Source organism: Devosia riboflavina, from assembly GCF_000743575.1.
In the GTDB taxonomy this organism is placed as follows: Bacteria; Pseudomonadota; Alphaproteobacteria; order Rhizobiales; family Devosiaceae; genus Devosia; species Devosia riboflavina.
Genome location: NZ_JQGC01000012.1, coordinates 1 through 18,834 on the forward strand (window position 1 = coordinate 1; position 18,834 = coordinate 18,834).

Below are 18,834 nucleotides of genomic sequence, written 5' to 3' on the forward strand. Positions count from 1 at the left end.
GGGGCTGGGGGCTGGGGGCTGGGGGCTGGGGGAGAGGTTGTTTAGTCTAGGGTTATGAGTCTAGGGCTGGGAGCGTGGGAGCGTGGGAGCGTGGAGGATAGGCCGTTGGGGAGGTTCGTCCCATAGGGCCGGAGTGTCCTTGGCTGGTTTTTCGTTCAACGTCCTCGTTCCAGAGAAAGCGGGAAGCCGGCGACAAAACGGAGGTTCCCGCTTTCGCGGGAATGACACCGTGGGTGGGGATGGAGGACACGGGCTAGTTGGGACGGACCATCACCATGGAGCGTACCCCGGGTTGAAAAAGCACGGCTGGTGACAATCCCTCCTGAACCTTGGAGCGCCTAGTTTAGTCGCTTTGGGAGGAGCGGGGATAAGTTGCCTCACCAACGGGACGGTCATCGAGGTTTCGAGCGCTTGTACGAGTGCAGTGGCCCACACCGGCTGTCATCCCGGCGAAGGCCCGGGATCCATCTTGAGATCTCAGGATGGGCCCTGGGCCTTCGCCGGGGGTGACAATTGGGTGTGGGCCGCTTCAGTGCGTCTTATTCCCGCATCAGTCGCATTTGCGGCTGGCCATTGCCGCGCAGGGCGGGCGATAGGCCATGGATGTCGACCGTGGCGGTGACGCGCTGGCGGTGCGCCGCGAACATGAAGGTCGGGGTGACGTTGACGGGTTCGTCGAACTGGATGGTCACCTTGTGGTGCTGCATGTCGGTGGACAATTGCAAGCCGATAAGCAGGCCGCGGAAGGGCTGTTCGAGATAGAAGCCTTTGACGCGCATGCCGACCTGGAAGGGCACGGCGACGCGATCGGGTAAGGCCGCGCGGGCCGTGTTCCAGTCGCGATAGCCGTGGGTGCGGGCGACCTCTTCGAGGGCGGCGCTGTGGGTGATCGGCTGGCCGGATTTGGCGCGCTCTTCGCGCAGGTTCTTGGCCTCGGATTTGAGGGTCTGGGCCGAAGGGGTGTCGAGAGAAAAAGACATGAAGGGTCATCTCCTGAAAGGAGGCGACTGGTCCATGGGTGCCCGCTTTGCCATGATGCGCCTCGGAGAAAACCGAAGTGTCACGTTTGTAGCTGAGCTTCACCATGGACAGATGTCCGCGAGCGGCAGGCGCCAGCAACCGTGGGCGTAAATGCGCCTGATGGGCCGCGAAGTCAAGATCAGCGGATCAATCGGCGTGATGGCGGCGATCAGACAATTGTGTTGGGCTGGCGGCGTCGGGCGGTCTAGGAACATGTGACTGCCTTGGGTGACCTTTCGATGACTGAAATTCTGCTGCTCCTTGCCGGCCTTCTTGGCGGCGCTGTCAATTCTCTGGCCGGTGGCGGCTCGTTCATCGTTTTCCCGGCGCTGCTATTTGCCGGTGTGCCGCCTGTGCTCGCCAATGCGTCGAACACCTATGCCGCCCTGCCCGGCTATGTCAGCGGCGCGATGGGCTATTGGAAATCGGTGGCGCCCTACAAGGATCGGCTGGTGGTCTATGGGCTCATCGCGGCGGTCTTCGGCTATGTCGGGGCGGAACTGCTGCTGGTGGTTTCGGACGAGCAGTTTTCCAAGGTGGTGCCCTGGTTGATGGCTTTTGCGGTGCTGTCCTTCATCTTCGGCAATCGCATCAATGCGACATTGCGGGCGCGGGGTGGCGGGCGCAGCGGGATGAAGCTCCTGGGCACGGTGCTGATCCTTTCGCTGCTGGCGGCCGTGTCTGTCTATGGCGGGTTCTTCAATGCCGGGCTCGGCATTCTGCTGCTGGCCTTTCTCGCCATGGCGGGAATGAGCGACATGCATGCGATGAACGGGCTGAAGCTGTTCATTTCGTCGACCATCGCCGTCGTGGCCGTGGCGCGGTTCGTGCTCAATGGGACGATTGATTGGTATCATGGCTCGATTGCGCTGGTGGGGGTGACGACCGGTGGCTATGTGGCTGCGCGGCTGGCGCGATATATTCCGACGCAATGGATCCGGATTGGCGTGATCGTCTATGGGATCGCCATGACCCTCTATTTCTTCTGGACCGCTTACGGCGCGCAGGTATGAGCGCCGGGGCGCGCAGGCCTGAGCGCCGGACGGCGATCTTCGCCTCCGGTTTGGCTGGTGGACGGAACCTCGGAGCGGCAGGCGCTTCGTGGATAGTAAAAATATGAAGCGTCGCCGCTCCGAGGCGCCAATTTTTCGGACAGCCCGGAATCGCGCCCTTTGATCGCTCGTCGCAGGGGACGCCGGACCCGAACGCGCAGATGGAGACGATCCACCACGGTTGGCCCTCCCCGCTACTGTCGTCTGCAGACCGTCCGTGCGGAGTTGTGGGAGAAGATTAGCACCGCTCTACGAGACGAGGATAAGAGGGATAAGTTGGGTACCGATCCACTCTCTCCCCGCCTCCTCATCCTGGAGTGTTTCATCTTTGAGCTGAAACACAAGTAGACCTCATCCTGAGCACGTCGAAGGACGAGGGCGTGGCACGATGTCTCCACTCTCTCGACCTCGTGGTTCGAGGCTTCGCTGCGCTTCGCACCTCACCATGAGGTCTCCCCAAACGCCCGTTTCAGCTCAAAGATGAAACGCTCTAGAACTTCTTCTGGACGAAGAAATTCGCGTCCCTCTCCCGCGAGGGCGGGGCGTTGGATGTGGAGGCCTATAGGCTCATCAGTTAGATTTTCGGATCCAGACGGCCGCATCGTGGAAGGGGGCGCCGCCGAAGGGGGGCGCGGGCTGGGCATTGGTGAGCATGTTGATGCCCTGCCCGCCGCGATGGGCCTTGTTGCGGTGGAGGCCCTCGGCGATGAGCGTACCGGTGGGCAGGCCATCGAAGAGGCGCGCCGTTAGCTGCACCTCGCCGCGATGATTGCCAACGGTGACGGGTTCGCCATCGACGATGTTCTGGGCAGCAGCGTCCGACGGATGGATGAAGACCGAGGGCTCGCCTTCGCGCTTCAGGCTGCCGGGGGTTTGGTTGAACGAGGAGTTCAGGAATGCGCGCGCGGGGCTGGTGGCGAGCTTGAACGGGTGCTCGGCATCGGTCTTTTCGGTAACGTCCCAATGGTCGGCGAAACGCGGCATGATGGCGGGGTCGCAGACCCAGCGGTAGCCCTTTTTCTTCGCGACCGCGTCCCAATCGGGCTCGAAGCGGAAGCGGCCGTCGGGCCAGCCGAAGCCGTTGGCGAAGCGGGCGACGTCGTCGGGGCGTTCCTTGTCGATGAAGCCGGTTTTTTGGACTTCTTCGATGGAGGGGAGGCCCGAGCGCGCAAAGGTTTCGGCGACGACTTCGCGGTCGGTGGTTGAAAAGACGGGGTCGTCGCTGCCGAGGCGCAGGGCCAGGGCGTTGATGACTTCGTGGTTGGAACGCGCCTCTCCGGGCGCCTCGACGACGGCGGGGCCGAAGAGGATGCGGGTGTGGCCGCCGCGGGTGTAATAATCGTTATGTTCGAGGAACATGGTGGCGGGGAGGACGATATCGGCCAGTTCGGCCGTTTCGGTCATGAACTGCTCGTGGACGACGAGGAAGAGATCGTCGCGCAGGAAGCCCTGGCGCACCAGCGTCTGGTCGGGGGCGACACAGGCCGGGTTGGTGTTTTGGACGATCATGGCGTGGACCGGGGCGCCGTTCTGCAGCGCGGCGGCATTGCCGGTGAGGATGGGGCCGACCTCGGACATGTCGAGGAGGCGCGGCGTGCCCTTTTGCAGGTGCGTGCCTTCGAGGCGCGACTTGTCGAGACCCCAGGTGCCGGAATTGGAATGGAATGCGCCGCCGCCGCGGTGCTGCCAGGCGCCTGTCATGGCGGGGATGGAAAGCGCCGCGTGCATGGCCGTGGCGCCATTGGTCTGGCGCGAGAAGCCATAGCCGAGGCGGAAGAAAGTGCGCGGGGTGGAGCCGACGAGATGAGCAAAGGCTTCAATTTCGGCGACGGAGAGACCGGTCACTTCCGACGCCCATTCGGGGGTGCGCGTCCGAAGATGCGCTTCGAAATCGGCGGAAAAATCGGTGTATTTGGCCATGTAGTCGCGATCGGCGAGACCATCGCGCAGGAGGACATGCATGGTGGCCGTTGCCAGCGCGCCATCGGTGCCGGGGCGGACGACGAGGCCCATATCGGCCTGGTCCATGGTGGCGGTGCGATAGATGTCGACGACCACGATTTTCGCGCCGCGGGTTTTGCGGGCCTTCATGGCGTGGGTCATGACATTGACCTGGGTGTGCACCGCGTTGGTGCCCCAGATGACGACGCAATCGCTTTCGGCCATCTGTTCGGGGTTTACGCCGCCGAGAAGGCCGGTGCCGGCGATGTAGCCGGGCCAGGCGAGGCCGGTGCAGATGGTGTCGTATTGGTGGGAATAGCCGCGGACGGCGCGCAGGCGCTCGATGCCATCACGATGCACATGGCCCATGGTGCCGGCATAGAAATAGGGCCAGATGGATTCGGGGCCGTGCGCGGCTTCGATCTCGAGGAAGCGGGTGGCGATTTCGTCGAGCGCTTCATCCCAGGAGATGCGCTGCCACTGCCCTGCCCCCTTGGGGCCGACACGGCGCATGGGATGGGTCAGGCGCTCGGGATGATGGATGCGCTCGGCATAGCGGGCGACTTTTTCGCAGATGACGCCGGCCGTATAGGGATCGTCCTTGGCGCCGCGGACGCGGCCCACCTTGCCATCGGGCAGAATGTCCACGTCGAGGGCACAGACCGAGGGGCAGTCGTGCGGGCAGACGGAGCGGATGGTGTGGTGGGGCGTGGGGGCGTTCATGGGCGGAAATTAAAGGAGGCCGCCGCCCACGACAATCGCATTGTGCTTATGGGTGAAATAAGGGGCGCTGATGCACCCCTTTTCGTCACAGGGTGGCAAAAGCCTTGGTGGCTGTTTCCGCATTGCGCTGGGCGCGGGTTGCCGCGTGCTTGGCAAGCTGGGAAGCGCCACCGTGGAACTGGGAGAAGGTGATGCGGCCCGAGGTGCCGGTGATGGTGATGCCGCGCCAGTTGGGATTGACGGAGCGAACGTCGGCCCAATCGAGGGTTGTCTCATTGCCGCGAGCGGTGCGCTGCGTCACCTGGCGGTTGTCCCAGCGCGTATTGGTGAAGAGCCCGGCCATGCCGATGCCGATGGAACCAGCGGCCAAGAGCAGCACGGCGAGATAGGTGGCGATCAACTGGGTGGTGTCCGCCGCGCTGCCCATGAAAATGACGGCGGAGAGGAGAACCGCGGCGAGTGCTGCAGAGCCGTAGCAGGCAAAATATTCGACCAGCGACGGGCGCAGTTCCGACCAGCCGCCTTCGACCATGATGCCCTCTTCGGGCTGGATCAGGCGAAGCGCCAGAAACGCCGCATAGCCAAAGGCCACCACGCCGGCGGCGCGGGAAAGCGGCAAATGGGCCGTCATGGGCAAATATTTGAGGGCAATGAGAAGGGTAATCACGACAAGTGGCAAAGCCACTTCCTGCCAACGCAAGGGCACGCTTGATCTCCAGTGGTGCGAGGCCGGTGACGCAATTCGGCGAGTGAATATCGTGAAGAGTACAGAGCCAAAGTGATTTGACCATTCACATTTCCGCCATAAGGCAGAAGGTGACTTCAAGGAGCGGCGCATGTTGCGAATGCGCAACCTTCTGCTTTGATTCAATTGCCTCAAATTCAGATTCAACGGCTTGCCATTGCGATTCCGAGAAAGAGAACAACATATTGAAACGGCACGAATTTTTTGAGGTGACATGCGTGCCGGCCGCTGCGGCTTGACCCTGTGGGCGGCCCGGCCAATATTGACGGCGTGCGCACGGCTTGGGGGAGGCTCAGATGGATCTGTTTGCGGCCGAAACGGCACCCTTCGCGGTTGCTCTGGGGCTGACGCTCGCCATTGCGCTGATCGAACTGGCCGGTGTGCTCATAGGGCTGAGCCCGAGCGAGGCGATCGATAGCACAATCCCCGATGTGGATGCCGATGCGTCCGGAATCGAACTGGGGCCGTTGAGCCAGTTTCTCAACTGGATGAGTTTTGGGCGGCTGCCGGCGCTGGTGGTGCTCATTCTCATCACCACCAGTTTTGGGCTCGGCGGTTATGTGCTGCAGGAGGCGATGCGGCGAATCCTGGGGTTCGCGCTGGAGCCGGCGATTGCCAGCGCGCCGGCTGCTGTTTTCTCGCTGTTCGCGACGCACCATCTGGGCCACTGGCTCGGGAGGCTGATGCCGCGCGAGGAGACCGAGGCGGTCAGCACGGCGGATTTCATCGGCCGGGTGGCGACGGTGTTTCGCGGCACGGCGAGTTCGGGAAAACCGGCCGAAGCCAAGCTCACCGATATTCATGGCAAGACGCACTATGTGCTGGTTGAGCCTGATGACGCCCAGCAATTGCTCTCCGAGGGATCGGAAGTGGTGCTGGTGCGGCGCGAGGGCCCCGTGTTCCGGGCCATCGTCCGGCTCAAGCCGGTGCAGTGATGGCCAAGGTCAAGACGCCGGCTACAGGTGACCCATCCGATCCGCCAATCGTCCAGGCGCCGATCCAACAACCGACTACCCCTATTACCCTTCAGACGACAGACCCCGCCCCGCCAAGCCAGGAGACTTTCGCCTTGTCCCAGACCCTTCTCGATATTCTCATCATCATCGCCGTCATTCTGGTGGCGCTGTTTGCCATTGGCCTTGTCGTCTCGCGGCTCTATCGCCGGTCTTCCAAGGAGGTCAGCTTTGTGCGCACCGGCTTTGGCGGGCAGAAGGTGATCATGAATGGCGGCGCGCTGGTGTTTCCCGTGCTGCATGAGCAGATCCCGGTCAACATGAACACGCTGCGCCTCGAAGTGCGGCGCGCCAATGAGCAGGCGTTGATCACCAAGGATCGCATGCGCGTCGACGTGCAGGCGGAATTCTATGTGCGCGTGCAGCCGGTGGTGGAATCCATTGCCAATGCGGCGCAGACGCTGGGTCGGCGGACGATGGAGCCGGCGGCACTGAAGGAGTTGGTGGAAGGCAAGTTCGTCGATGCCCTCCGCGCCGTGGCCGCAGAAATGGCGATGGAGGAACTGCACGAGCAGCGCGTCAATTTCGTGCAGAAGGTGCAGGCGGCGGTTTCGGAAGACATTCTCAAGAATGGTCTCGAGCTTGAATCGGTGTCGCTGACCGGGCTCGACCAGACCAATCGCGAATTCTTCAACCCGGACAATGCGTTCGACGCCGAGGGTCTGACCAAGCTGACGCAGGCGATCGAGGAACGGCGCAAGGCGCGCAACGATATCGAGCAGGAAACGCAGGTTCTTATCGAGCGCAAGAACCTCGATGCGGAACAACAGAAGTATCAGATCTCGCGCGACAAGGAATTTGCCCGCCTTGAGCAGGAGCGCGAAATCCAGATCCGCATGGCCGAGCAGGCGGCGCTGATCAAGCAGCAGCAATCGGAACGCGAGCGCGAGGCGGAAGAGACCCGCATTCTGGCGGCACAGAAGGTGCGGCAGGCGGATATTGCTTCCGAGCAGGTGGTCAAGGAACGCGAGATCGCTACGGCGCTGGCGGTTGAAGCTGCGGCGGTGGAGAAGGCCAAGCAGATTGCGCTGGCCGAGCAGGCTCGCGATATTGCGGTGTCGATCAAGAGCAAGGAAAAGTCAGTTGCCGATGCGGCGGCTGACGAGGCTCGCGCGCTGGCGGCGAAGGCAGCGGAAGAAGTGACGACCTCGCGCCAGACTGCGGTTGCCGAGCGCGAGAAGGCCATTCAGCTCATTGAAGCGCGCAAGGCGGCTGAGCAGCAGGCGATCAGCATCACTGTGGCGGCTGAGGCAGAAAAGGCTGCGGCGGCGGACCGGGCCGAGGCGATCCGTATTGCGGCGGAAGCCGACGCAGAAAAGCAGCGCGTGGGGGCCAAGGGTTCGGCCGATGCCGAGCTGCTGCGCGCCGAGGCGCTGGCCGCGACCTACAAGGTCGAGGCGGAGGGCAAGCGGACGATCAACGAAGCCAGCAATACGCTTTCGGCTGAGCAGATTGCCATGCAGGTGCGGGTGAAGCTGATCGAGGCCCTGCCCCAGATCATCGCTGAAAGCGTGAAGCCGATGCAGAATATCGACGGGATCAAGATCCTGCATGTCGATGGGCTGAATGGGGCTGGCGGCGCTGTTGCAGGTGGCGAGGCGGCTGGTTCGAACGGCGGGCTGGCGGATCAGGCTGTGGCGGCGGCGTTGCGGTATCGGAGCCAGGCGCCGCTGATCGACGCGCTGATGAGCGAGTTGGGCATTTCCGGCGGGACGCTGGATGGGCTGGCGAGCTCGGTGACGCAGGCTGCGCCGGTGGAGCCGAAGGGGCGGAAGTAGGATTCGGCGGTTGCCGCACCCCCACCCTCATTCCCTCCCCACAAGGGGGAGGGAGGCGCAGGCTGAGACTTCACGGTTTCGTTGTCTCCCCCTTGTGGGGAGGGACTAAGGGTGGGGGTAACCTTGCCTATGACGTTGCAGTTGCGGGGGCGCCAACCACAGAAGCCGCGCCCTCTTCTTCAGCCTTGATTTCCGCCTCGGGCTCCTTGCGGAGTGTGTTCGACAGGGGCCGTTCTTCGAGGAGGAAGGTCAGGCCGAAAGCCAGCACGGCGGCGGCCGCCGCCGTATAGAAGACCGGGTGCAAGGCGCCGGCAAAGGCTTCGAGCACCAGGTTGCGGGTTGCCTCGGGCAAGGCAGCGACGGCCTGGGCACTAAAGCTGCCGGAGTGGCCGGCGGGCATGGCGTCGCCGAGGCGCGAAGCAAGGCCGCTCGAGAAGATGGCGCCGAAGACCGACACGCCGATGGAGCCACCGATCTGGCGGAAGAGCGTGGTGCCGGCAGTGGCTGCGCCGACGACTTCGCGCGGGACGGCGTTTTGCGTCGCGGTGACGCTGACGCTGTTGACCGGGCCAATACCGACACCGACGAGGAACATGTAGATCGCGACCTGCCAGGACGGGGTGTCGAGCTGCATGGAGCCGAGCAGCATAAGGCCGGCGATCAGGACGAAGGTCGAGAGGCGCGGCAGGATGCGATAGCGGCCGGTGCGGGTCATGAAAAAGCCCGAGAGGGTCGAAGCGCCGATCAGGCCCACCATCATGGGCACGAGCTGCATCGCTGATTCAGTGGGCGAGATGCCCTTGGCGAGCTGCAGATACATGGGCAGGAAGGTGATCGAGCCGAACATGGCCATGCCGACGAGGAAGCCGATGGCATTGGTCACCGCAAAGGTATTGTTGCGGAAGAGCGAGAGCGGCAGGACAGGTTCGGCGGCGCGGGATTCGACCCAGAGGAACGTGCCGAGCGCGGCAATGGCGAAGACAATCAGGCCGATGATTTCGACCGAGGCCCAGGCGAAAGTGTTGCCGCCGAGCGAGGTGGCAAGCACGAAGGCGGTGAGGCCGCCCGAGAGCAGGACGAAACCGGCATAGTCGATGCTGTGCGAAACGCGATCGGCACGCGGCTTCAGGGCCACGGCGATAACGGCGAGCGCCAGAATGCCGAGCGGCAGGTTGATAAGGAAAATCCATTGCCAGGAAATGTGCTCGACGATGATGCCGCCGAGCAGCGGACCAACAACTGTGGCGACACCGAAGACAGCGCCGAAAAGGCCCTGCACCTTGCCGCGCTGGCGCGGAGGAATGATGTCCGCCACCACGGTCATGGCGACGACCATGAGGCCGCCACCGCCGAGGCCCTGGATGGCGCGGGCGAAGATAAGGAAGGTCATCGAGCTGGCCGTGGCCGAGAGCACGGCGCCGATGAGGAAGATGACGATGGCGGCCTGCAGCACGATCTTGCGGCCATAGAGGTCGCCGAGCTTGCCATAGATGGGGGCTACAACGGTCGAGCTCAGGAGATAGGCGATGACCACCCAGGTGAGGTGATCGAGCCCGCCGAGTTGGCCGACAATGGTGGGAAGAGCGGTGGAAACGATGGTTTGGCCGAGAGAAGCCAGAAGCAGGGTGACGGCGACGGCGCCGATGACCAGCTTGGTCGATTGGTCCTGCGGCGCTTCGGCCGGTTGAATGGGTTGTGACATTGGGGCAATCCTCAAAATAGAGAGGACCGGCGCCCGGCGTCGGCCCTTGCGAAATGAATTCTGACGGCATAAATGTGCTGCAAGCAATTACATGTCAATAGCATGCAATTGCGGATAGCATGCAAAACTGCGGGGGCTGCCATGCCGCTGAGTGTAGAAAACGAGATGAACAAGGTGTTGATGCAGGCCGGGCTCGATGCCGAAACCGCCGAGGCGGTGGTGGAGATCGATGGCCTGATGCAGAAGTGGCGGCGGCGCGCGCAGAAGCGCGAGCTCGGCCAGCGGGCATTGGTGCATCTCAAGATCGAGCTGGATCTGGCGCAACTCGATGTGCTCTTCGCCATAGCCGGGCCGATGGACCCGGCCGAAGCGCCGGGCGAAACCATGGTTGCGACGGTGGCCGAGCGGATCAATATCGACCCGTCACGCGCGAGCCGTCTTGTGAGCGATATGGTGGACCAGGGCTATGCTCGAAGGGCAGTGAGCCAGGCGGATGCGCGACGGACCATTATCGAATTGACCGCGCGCGGGCGGGCCGTGGTGGAAGCGGTGCGCGCCTACAAGTTTCTCGTCATGGGCGATTTTCTTGGCGAGTGGAGCGCGGAGGACCTGGCCGTGTTCGTGCCGCTGCTCAAGCGTTTTGGGACCTGGATGGACGGCATCGATCCGGCGGCGGAAAAGCATGCGGATGAAATCGCCGCGCTGGCCGAAAGCATAGCGCGGGCGGGGGTGCGGGAGCCGGCATAGGCCGGTCACTCTGCTAAGTGCTTCACGTTGGTGCTGAGACGCCCGGCACTCTCGATTGTCACCCCGGCGAAGGCCGGGGCCCATCCTGATATCTCAAGCTGGGTCCCGGCCTTCGCCGGGATGACAGCTAGTGGGTGGAAAAGCATCATAGCCAGGCGATACGGATCGCTTGGGCCGCTCTAATGCGTTCGCATGTCATATTCGGCGGCGGCTTCGCCCGAGACCGGGTCGGTGACGCCGAGATCGCCGCCGAGGTCTTCCAGCATTGGCCGCAGGCCGTCGAGCGACTTGATCATGGCGGGACGTGCCTTGACGATGCTGTCAAAGCCTTCCCACTCGCCGAGCACGCAATAGGCGCGCTCGCCGGTTTTGACGAGGCTGAAGCGGCGCATGCCGGCAGCCTTCAGTTCCTCGCCGGCTGTCTTCAGCAAGGCATTGTGATGGGCAATAAACGCGTCTTCCGAGCCGGGTTTCACCCGCATACGCACAATATTATAGGCCGTCATCAAGGGCCTCCCATGTTGGCCGCTCAGGCCCACGTGACCTGACGCGGAGCCTCTATTCTACTCCTCCAAAAGTGCCGTTCACAGCGGATTCCAAGTCGATGAAATCGATTTCGATGGACGAATTATCGGGTCGGCGCTAGGTCTTGCCGCTCTCTGGGAGGGGACGATGACTGCGAGACCACGCCTGCCGGTGACGGCGCTGCTCGGAACGAACATGTTCTTTTCGGGCGTCACCTATGCCGCCACCATGCCCTATGCCTCGCTCGTGGGCGTCGATACGCTGGGCATGTCGCCCGGCTGGTTCGCCACAGTCATGGCGGCGGGCTCGATATTGGGCACGCTGGTATCGCTGACGCTGGGCTATATCTCCGACAAACTGCCCGACCGGCGTCTGCTGGTGCTGGCGACTGCCCTTGCGGGGATCATTGCCCATGGCATGATCTATGTCTGGCCGACGCAGCTCAGCTTTATGATCGCCATGGCGCTGGTCATGCCGGTTGCCGGCGCCTGTTATGGGCAATGCTTTGCCTATGTGCGCGTCTACTATGTGACGCACGATCCCAAGCGCGCTGATTTCATGGTCACGGCGCTGCGCATGGTGTTTACGCTCGCCTGGATCGTCGTGCCACCGCTGGCGGGCTGGATCGCGGCGGAATTCGACATTTTCAATGTCTATCTGGCGTCCTCGCTGAGCTATGCGGCCGTGGCGGCGATCTTTGCGCTGCTGATGGCGGACAAGGCGACCGCGGTGCAGATGCCGCCGCCGGTGCGGGCGGAGGGGGCGTCGCTGCTTTCGACCTTTGCCCTGCCCCTTGGGACGCTTGCGGGTCTCGCGGGACTGGTGGTGATGACGGCGGCCATGCGCATCCTGACCTTTACGGTGCCGCTGTTCATCGTTGGCGACCTCGGCGGGACCGTTACCGATGTGGGTTTCTATGCCGGGATCACCGCCGCGATCGAGGCGCCGTGCATGTTGTTGCTCGCCTATCTCACCACCAGGTGGACCAAGGAAACACTGCTCGCGGCGGCGGGTCTGGTGATGGCGGCGTTTATCGGGATTGCCAGCATCTTGACCAGCATGGCGGCGTTTTACTGGCTGCTGCTGCTCAATGGGCTGGGGACGGCGGCGCTGATGAGCGTCAACATCCCCTATGTGCAGGATGCGATCAAAGGCCGGGTGGGCCTTTCGACATCGCTGATGGATGTCGTGGCCATTGCCGCCAACCTCTTGGGGGCGACGGCCTTTGGGCTGCTGACGACGGGCGGGAACTATCGCTTTGCGCTGATGGTCGGGGCCGGCGTGGCAGTTGTCGGCGCGGCAATCATGGCGTTCGGCAATATGTCGCGTCTTGGCGAATTGCGGACGGCAGAGGCGACCTAGTGTTTTTGACCATAGAATAAATCCCCGCCCGAGGGGCGGGGATAGATTTCATGCTTAGTCCTGGGCGCGCGGCTTCTTGTGGTCCTTGGACTTGGGCTTGCGCGGGGCTTCGCCCTCGGCCGGCTTGGACCATTTCGGCTTGCCCTTATTCTTGTCGAAGGGCTTGCCTTCCTTTGGTTTGAAGGACTTAGCGGGACGCGGCGCATCGGCAGCCGGAGCGGCGAAATCGTCCGGACGCAGATTGCCGGAGCCATAGCGCTGCTTGCGGTCGGCCTTTTCGGGGCGCGGCGCGCTGGGGTCGTAGGGGACCGGCGGGCCGGGAGGACGGCGCTTGGATTGCGGCTTTTGCTCGGTGGGACCGTCGATGGCGGAGATGTAGACGCCCTTTTCGCCGGTGCCGTTCTTGCCGACGGCCTTGAGGAAACTATCCACCTTATCCGCCGCGACCTCGAAGATGGTTTCGGTGTCGAAAATGCGGATGGAGCCGATGGCGCCCTTGGTGACGTTGCCGGCCTTGCAGATCATGGGCAAAAGCCAGCGCGGCTCGGCTCTTTGCTTGCGGCCAACCGTGACCTTGAACCAGGTGCCGCCGGCGAAAGCTTCGCGGGTGCGGGGCTCGCGCTTGTCGAAATCGGTGACGAGCGTTGCCGAGATATCCTCGGGGATCGGACGGGCGGTGAGCTGCAGGCGCAGATAGGCCGCAGCCAGGGCTTCGGGTGCCCATTTGGTTAGCAGACTGTCCACACTTGGACGCTCGTCATCGGTGATTACGTCACTCAAAAGCGAATTGGTGAGAATGGACTCGCGATAGCGCGCGTCGATGGCCTCGGCGGTCGGCGGCGCGATGTTCTCGGCTTCGATTTTCGCGGTGCGCAGGATCGACTGGGCGACGCGGCGGCGATGGGTCGGGGAGATGACGACGCAGGTACCCTTGCGACCGGCTCGGCCGGTGCGGCCAGAGCGGTGCAACAGGGTTTCGGCATTCATGGGCAGTTCGGCATGGATGACGAGGTCGAGATTGGGCAGGTCGATGCCGCGGGCGGCGACGTCGGTGGCGACGCAGATACGGGCGCGGCCGTCGCGCATGGCCTGGAGGGCATTGGTGCGCTCGGCCTGGGTCAGTTCGCCCGAGAGGGTGACGACGTCGAAGCCGCGATTGTGAAGGCGGGCCGAGAGGTGCTTTACCGCTTCACGGGTCGAGGCGAAGACGATGGTATTGGTGCTTTCGTACCAGAGGAGCGTGTTGATGACGGCGTTTTCGCGCTCGTCGGCCGGCACGGTCATCAGCTTGTATTCGATATCGGCGTGCTGCTCGCCGGACGACGTTGCAGAGATGCGCAGGGCATTGCGCTGGAAGGTTTCGGCGAGCTTGGCGATCGGCTTGGCGACGGTTGCCGAGAAGAGCAGCGTGCGACGCTCTTCGGGGGCGGCGGCAAGGATGAATTCGAGGTCCTCGCGAAAACCGAGGTCGAGCATTTCGTCGGCTTCGTCGAGCACGACGGCGCGGAGCGAGGACATGTCGAGCGCGCCGCGGGTGATGTGATCGCGCAGGCGCCCCGGCGTACCGACGACGATATGGGCGCCTCGTTCAAGGGCGCGACGCTCGGTGCGCGGGTCCATGCCGCCGACGCAGGAGACGGTACGGGCGCCCATCTTGGCATAGAGCCATTCGAGTTCGCGCTGCACCTGCATGGCCAATTCGCGGGTCGGGGCGATGACGAGGCCGAGGGGGATTTCAGCGGGGGGCAGGATTTCGGCGCCATCGAGCAGCGTCGGCGCGATGGCCATGCCGAAGGCGACGGTCTTGCCCGAGCCGGTCTGGGCGGAAACAAGGAGATCGCGGCCATCGGCCTCGTCCTCGATCACCGCGGACTGGACCGGGGTCAGGTTTTCGTAGCCCTTAGCCGTGAGGGCGGCGGCGATAGGGGCGAAGATGTTTTCTGGCAGGGACATAAAGGGGCTTTCATAAAGCGGAATAGCCCCGGTGAGCGCGATGTCCGTTCCCAAGAGGCGGCATCTTCGCTGGCAGAAGGGCTTTTGTGGCGCCGGATTCCCCACCATTTCGGGGAGCGTCGTCGGTCCTGTTTGTACATTCTAGCACAAACAAGCAAAAGGCCGCCCGGCTGGGCGGCCAATATTGGGTGCTGTCTAGCGGCGGGCCCCGTCCCGCGCAATGGCTGGGACTGCATGAGGGGCAAGGCCCCTCCGCATGGCTCGGCCGCAGATTGCTACGTCACCCACCGGCTGTCATCCCGGCGAAGGCCGGGATCCAACTTGATATCTCAGGATGGGCCCCGGCCTTCGCCGGGGTGACAACCGAGGATGAAGAAGCCGCGTTGGCCCGTTGAGGCCTCGGCCCTACTCCTTTGGCTGCTTGCGCAGCTCAGAGACCGGCTTGCCCTTGAAACCCCAGTTTTCGAGCGGCACTTCGTCGATGACGACATGTGTGCTCTCGGGGTTCTTGTTGAGCACGCGGACCATGATCTCCGTAATGCCCGCGATCACTTCGGCCTTTTGTTCGGCGGTGACGCCGTCGTCGAGAATGCGGACATTGACGTAGGGCATCGGCCCCTCCCAGAGTTCGTGGCGTTCAGCTCTCAAATCGCTCCACTGGAGCGACTTGCCACCAGCCTTCGCATGGCTCAGGGCGTAAGTCACTCAAATCGCTCCACCGGAGCGATTTGCCGGTCGGCAAGTGCCGACCGTCGTGACTTACCCAACCAGTTCGTCGTCGGTGAAGAAGAACTTGATTTCCTGGGCAGCGGTTTCCGGAGCGTCGGAACCGTGGACCGAGTTTTCGCCGACGGAGAGGGCGAATTCCTTGCGGATGGTGCCATCAGCAGCGTTTGCCGGGTTGGTGGCGCCCATGATTTCGCGGTTCTTGAGGATTGCGCCTTCGCCTTCGAGGACCTGGACGACAACCGGGGAAGCGATCATCTGCTCGACGAGTTCGCCGAAGAAGGGGCGTTCCTTGTGAACAGCGTAGAAGCCTTCGGCCTGGGCGCGGGTCATATGGATCTTCTTGAGGGCGATCGGGCGCAGACCGGCGTCTTCGAACTTGGTCAGGATCTTGCCGATGAGGTTACGACGGACGGCATCGGGCTTGATGATGGAGAAGGTGCGTTCAATCGCCATGGCGGAAGAAATCCTGCTTGTGCTTGGAAAGGTGGGGCCTTTTAGCGGGAGAGTTTGACGGAGGCAAGACGGGGTGAGCGCGGCAATTGCGGTGAGATTGCGCGGAAATGGATTTTGTCCTAAGCCGGTTTTCGTTGGCACCGTCCTTCTCGTTTCAAATCCGAAACCGCCCTACCCTCTCCGGCACCGTCCGGGCCGTTGCGGCAGGTTTCCAAAGAAGGAGGTTGTGCGATGAGTGATATCGCCGACCACGGCGTCCGCTTTGGACGAATTGCCGCCATGCTTCCCGTCTCTGACATGGCCAAGGCCGAGGCGTTCTATGTCGACATTCTCGGCTTTACGAAGGTGTTCGAGAACGGCACTCCCGTCGGATTCATGATCCTCAAGCGCGACGCGGCGGAAATGCATCTCACGCTGCAGCCGCAGCATAAGGCGGCTGACTTCAATGTCGCGCATTTGCTGGTCGATGATGCGGAGGCGCTGTTCGCGCGGTGCCAGGGGGCCGGGCTCAGGATTATCAAGGGTCTTAAGGACAAGGACTATGGCCTCCGCGCCTTCGTCTTCGAGGACCCGGATGGCAACAGGATCGATGTGGGCCAGATCATCGAACGCGTGTCGCCACAGATGGATAGCTAGTCGGTTTCCCGAGTGAATGCGGGGCCTCTGGTGCAAACGGAGGTTCCCGCTTTCGCGGGAATGACATGGTGGGTGGGGTGGGCAGTAGGACTGCTGACATCATTCGACGTTGGGGTCGTTGATGCTCCTTCCATCAACAGGAGGTTTGCCATGACCCAGACCATCACGCGCATGAATCCGGAAAGCCTGCCCGATGCCGGACAGGCGGGATATTCGCAGATTTCGATTGTCGAGCCCGGACGGCTCGCCTTCGTTTCCGGGCAAGTGGCCTGGAAGCGGGATGGCGGATCGGCGCCGGGGACGCTGGCCGAGCAAATGGTGATCGTGACGGAGAACCTGTCGGCGGCCCTTACGGCGCTGAAGGCGACGACAGAGGATATCGTGCAGATGCGGATTTATGCCGTCGAACTCGGTCCGGAGAGCATGCAAATCGGGATGGCGGCGATCGGGAAATTTCTGAATGGCGCCCAGCCGAGTTTGACGGGAATTGGCGTCACTGCGCTGGCAGCGCCGGGGCTGCTTATCGAGGTGGAAATGGTGGTGCGGGTGGACTGAGGCTCTGGTCGGCCGAGATCACTGTTGTGCACCAGATGATCTCGGCCGTCAGACCGCGCCCTGCCGGGCGGCAAAGGCCGCTCGGGATTGCTCGATGTCGTCATAGTGGGCTTCGGCCCAGGTCCAGACCGAACAAAAGGCGGCGCCGAGGCCACGGCCCAGGTCGGTCAGCGCATAATCGACATGCGGTGGCACGACGGGGTGGACAGTGCGCGTGACGAGGCCATCGGCCTCCATCTGCCGCAAGGTTTTCGTCAGCATCTTCTGGCTGATGTCGCCAACCTTGTGGCCCAGTTCGGTAAAGCGCAGCGTGCCGTGGGCATCCAGCGTCTCGATGATCAGCATGGTCCACTTGTCGGCAATCTTGCCGATGATGTCGCGAACCAGCGCTTCGAGTGCTGGATCGATGGGCTGTGCCGACTTGCGACCGGCCCATTCATAGAGAATTGGAGGCGTAACAGCTTGATCCAAATACACTCTCCTTGGGGTTAGTATCGAACTTTTTGGCGCCTACTTTCTCTGAGAAAGTAATGGACTTATCTCCTGATCACAACAGGCAAGGAGATGCGCCATGCAGATGACAGGCAACACCATTCTCATTACCGGCGGCGGCTCGGGCATTGGCCGGGCGCTGGCCGAAAGTTTTCACCGCCTAGGCAATCAGGTGATCATTGCCGGGCGCCGGCAGAGCGTGCTGGACGAAGTCACGGCGGCCAATCCCGGCATGACCGCTTTCACCGTCGACATGTCGGACGCAAAGAGCATCGCCAGCTTTGCCGAGGCCGTACGGGCCGCGCATCCAAAGCTCAATGTCGTGCTCCACAGCGCGGGCATCATGCAGGGCGAAGACCTGACCGATCCCAATGAGGTCGCAGTGGCCGAGGATACGATCAACACCAATGTGCTGGGGCCAATGCGCCTGACCGCTGCGTTGATGCCGCACCTATTGGCGGCAGAGAATGCAGCGATCCTGACCGTTTCGTCGGGGCTGTCCTGGGTGCCGAAGGCGGCCAATGCGGCCTATTGCGCCAGCAAGGCCGCCATTCATTCCTGGACCATTTCGCTGCGCCAGCAGCTCAAGAGCACGGGTATCGAGGTGATCGAACTGGTGCCGCCCTATGTGCGCACTGGGTTGACCGGCGACTTCCAGGCCAATGATCCGAATGCCATGCCGCTCGAAGATTATGTGTCTGAAACCATGGCTCTGCTGACGGGGGGCGACCTGCCCCAGGGCGAAGTGCTGGTGCAACGGGTTCATCGGCAGCGGTTTGCCTATGAACAGGGGCATGCGGAGGCGGTGTTTGGTTTTCTGAACCCGTGAGTGACGCTTGGATCGGGGGCGGACGTAAACGAGCCCCGATCCGGCTAATTTCACTATGTCATTCCCGCGAAAGCGGGGACCTCCGTTTAGGGAAACAGGGGTTCCCGCTTTCGCGGGAATGACACCGTGGGAGGGGCGAAGGCCGGGACGCTAACCGCCCAAGGTCTAGTCGCGCTCGACGTCCGTCGAGCCGGTGCCAACAACGCGGCCGTCGGCGGCGGTTGCGGTGACGTCGATGCGGGTTATCGTGTCGTCCTCAGTGTCGATGGCGTATTTCACCTCGTGTTCCACGATCTGCATGGTGCAGACTTCGGCGGTGGAGCTGACGGGGAAATTGACGGCGAGCGTGCCATCGACAAGCTCGCCGACCTCGGCGCGGCCGATGGCGTCGCAGGCGCCGCCGTCGAATTCGAAATCGATGAGGATCTGATAGGGATTGATGCGGTTGGCATCGAGATCCCTGAGCGGTTGTCCATTGTCCTGAGCCAGAGCGGGAGCGGCGAGGCCGAGGGTGGCGACGAGGGCGAAAGCGAGGCGGGCGTCAAACATGTGGGCGTCCTTTTGGCTCGATGACTGATG

General features: G+C 62.8%; 18 protein-coding genes. 8 read left to right on the forward strand and 10 right to left on the reverse strand.

Features of this window, described 5'->3' with window-relative positions:
- Positions 1–539: 539 nt before the first annotated feature.
- Positions 540–980 carry a glyoxalase superfamily protein gene (locus JP75_RS13145; protein ID WP_035083708.1) on the reverse strand — a complete coding sequence of 147 codons (441 nt, stop codon included), beginning with the start codon at positions 978–980 and terminating at the stop codon, positions 540–542.
- 279 nt (positions 981–1,259) lie between these two features.
- On the opposite strand from JP75_RS13145, the gene JP75_RS13150 reads away from it, so the two are divergent.
- Positions 1,260–2,033: a sulfite exporter TauE/SafE family protein gene (locus JP75_RS13150; RefSeq protein WP_035083711.1), complete on the forward strand. Its 774-nt coding sequence runs from the start codon at positions 1,260–1,262 to the stop codon at positions 2,031–2,033.
- Between the two features lie 609 nt (positions 2,034–2,642).
- Here the strand turns inward: JP75_RS13150 and JP75_RS13155 are convergent.
- Both JP75_RS13155 and JP75_RS27060 read right to left on the reverse strand, forming a co-directional pair.
- Positions 2,643–4,736, reverse strand: a complete 2,094-nt coding sequence (locus JP75_RS13155) for a molybdopterin-containing oxidoreductase family protein (protein ID WP_035083713.1) — start codon at positions 4,734–4,736, stop codon at positions 2,643–2,645.
- 85 nt (positions 4,737–4,821) lie between these two features.
- Entirely contained in the window at positions 4,822–5,442 is a 621-nt protein-coding gene (locus tag JP75_RS27060; RefSeq protein WP_035083714.1) for a hypothetical protein, read from the reverse strand.
- Positions 5,443–5,777: 335 nt separating this feature from the next.
- On the opposite strand from JP75_RS27060, the gene JP75_RS13165 reads away from it, so the two are divergent.
- Positions 5,778–6,416, forward strand: a complete 639-nt coding sequence (locus JP75_RS13165; protein WP_035083716.1) for a YqiJ family protein — start codon at positions 5,778–5,780, stop codon at positions 6,414–6,416.
- A 134-nt stretch (positions 6,417–6,550) separates the two neighbouring features.
- On the forward strand, positions 6,551–8,272 hold the full coding sequence (locus JP75_RS13170; RefSeq protein WP_035083717.1) for a flotillin family protein: 1,722 nt from the start codon (positions 6,551–6,553) through the stop codon (positions 8,270–8,272).
- Between the two features lie 127 nt (positions 8,273–8,399).
- Here JP75_RS13170 and JP75_RS13175 read toward each other — a convergent pair whose 3' ends face one another.
- Complete coding sequence (locus JP75_RS13175; protein ID WP_035083719.1) at positions 8,400–9,974, reverse strand: MDR family MFS transporter; 1,575 nt, start codon at positions 9,972–9,974, stop codon at positions 8,400–8,402.
- A 141-nt stretch (positions 9,975–10,115) separates the two neighbouring features.
- Here JP75_RS13175 and JP75_RS13180 point away from each other — a divergent pair, with 141 nt between their 5' ends.
- A complete protein-coding gene (locus JP75_RS13180; RefSeq protein ID WP_160194689.1) occupies positions 10,116–10,721 on the forward strand; it encodes a MarR family winged helix-turn-helix transcriptional regulator in 606 nt (201 codons plus the stop codon).
- Positions 10,722–10,900: 179 nt separating this feature from the next.
- Here the strand turns inward: JP75_RS13180 and JP75_RS13185 are convergent, their stop codons facing one another.
- Complete coding sequence (locus JP75_RS13185) at positions 10,901–11,227, reverse strand: antibiotic biosynthesis monooxygenase family protein (RefSeq protein ID WP_035083723.1); 327 nt, start codon at positions 11,225–11,227, stop codon at positions 10,901–10,903.
- Between the two features lie 166 nt (positions 11,228–11,393).
- Between JP75_RS13185 and JP75_RS13190 the strand changes: the two genes are divergently transcribed.
- Positions 11,394–12,608, forward strand: a complete 1,215-nt coding sequence (locus JP75_RS13190; protein ID WP_152565836.1) for an MFS transporter — start codon at positions 11,394–11,396, stop codon at positions 12,606–12,608.
- A 54-nt stretch (positions 12,609–12,662) separates the two neighbouring features.
- Here the strand turns inward: JP75_RS13190 and JP75_RS13195 are convergent, their stop codons facing one another.
- From JP75_RS13195 to ndk, 3 genes are all read right to left on the reverse strand, one after another.
- Positions 12,663–14,561, reverse strand: coding sequence for a DEAD/DEAH box helicase (locus tag JP75_RS13195; protein WP_035083727.1), 1,899 nt, complete (start codon positions 14,559–14,561; stop codon positions 12,663–12,665).
- Positions 14,562–14,966: 405 nt separating this feature from the next.
- A complete protein-coding gene (locus tag JP75_RS13200; protein WP_341872282.1) occupies positions 14,967–15,266 on the reverse strand; it encodes a tautomerase family protein in 300 nt (99 codons plus the stop codon).
- Positions 15,267–15,320: 54 nt separating this feature from the next.
- Positions 15,321–15,743: a nucleoside-diphosphate kinase gene (gene ndk, locus JP75_RS13205; protein WP_035083733.1), complete on the reverse strand. Its 423-nt coding sequence runs from the start codon at positions 15,741–15,743 to the stop codon at positions 15,321–15,323.
- A 231-nt stretch (positions 15,744–15,974) separates the two neighbouring features.
- On the opposite strand from ndk, the gene JP75_RS13210 reads away from it, so the two are divergent.
- Both JP75_RS13210 and JP75_RS13215 read left to right on the forward strand, forming a co-directional pair.
- Entirely contained in the window at positions 15,975–16,379 is a 405-nt protein-coding gene (locus tag JP75_RS13210) for a glyoxalase superfamily protein (protein WP_035083736.1), read from the forward strand.
- A 150-nt stretch (positions 16,380–16,529) separates the two neighbouring features.
- The gene (locus JP75_RS13215) at positions 16,530–16,934 is read left to right on the forward strand and encodes a RidA family protein (protein WP_035083739.1); all 405 of its coding nucleotides are present in this window, start codon (positions 16,530–16,532) and stop codon (positions 16,932–16,934) included.
- A gap of 48 nt (positions 16,935–16,982) precedes the next feature.
- Here the strand turns inward: JP75_RS13215 and JP75_RS13220 are convergent, their stop codons facing one another.
- Positions 16,983–17,381, reverse strand: a complete 399-nt coding sequence (locus tag JP75_RS13220; RefSeq protein WP_035083942.1) for a winged helix-turn-helix transcriptional regulator — start codon at positions 17,379–17,381, stop codon at positions 16,983–16,985.
- A 124-nt stretch (positions 17,382–17,505) separates the two neighbouring features.
- On the opposite strand from JP75_RS13220, the gene JP75_RS13225 reads away from it, so the two are divergent.
- Positions 17,506–18,255, forward strand: a complete 750-nt coding sequence (locus JP75_RS13225; protein WP_035083741.1) for an SDR family oxidoreductase — start codon at positions 17,506–17,508, stop codon at positions 18,253–18,255.
- Positions 18,256–18,420: 165 nt separating this feature from the next.
- On the opposite strand, the gene JP75_RS13230 is transcribed toward JP75_RS13225, so the two are convergent.
- Positions 18,421–18,804: a hypothetical protein gene (locus JP75_RS13230; RefSeq protein WP_035083744.1), complete on the reverse strand. Its 384-nt coding sequence runs from the start codon at positions 18,802–18,804 to the stop codon at positions 18,421–18,423.
- Positions 18,805–18,834: the final 30 nt, after the last annotated feature.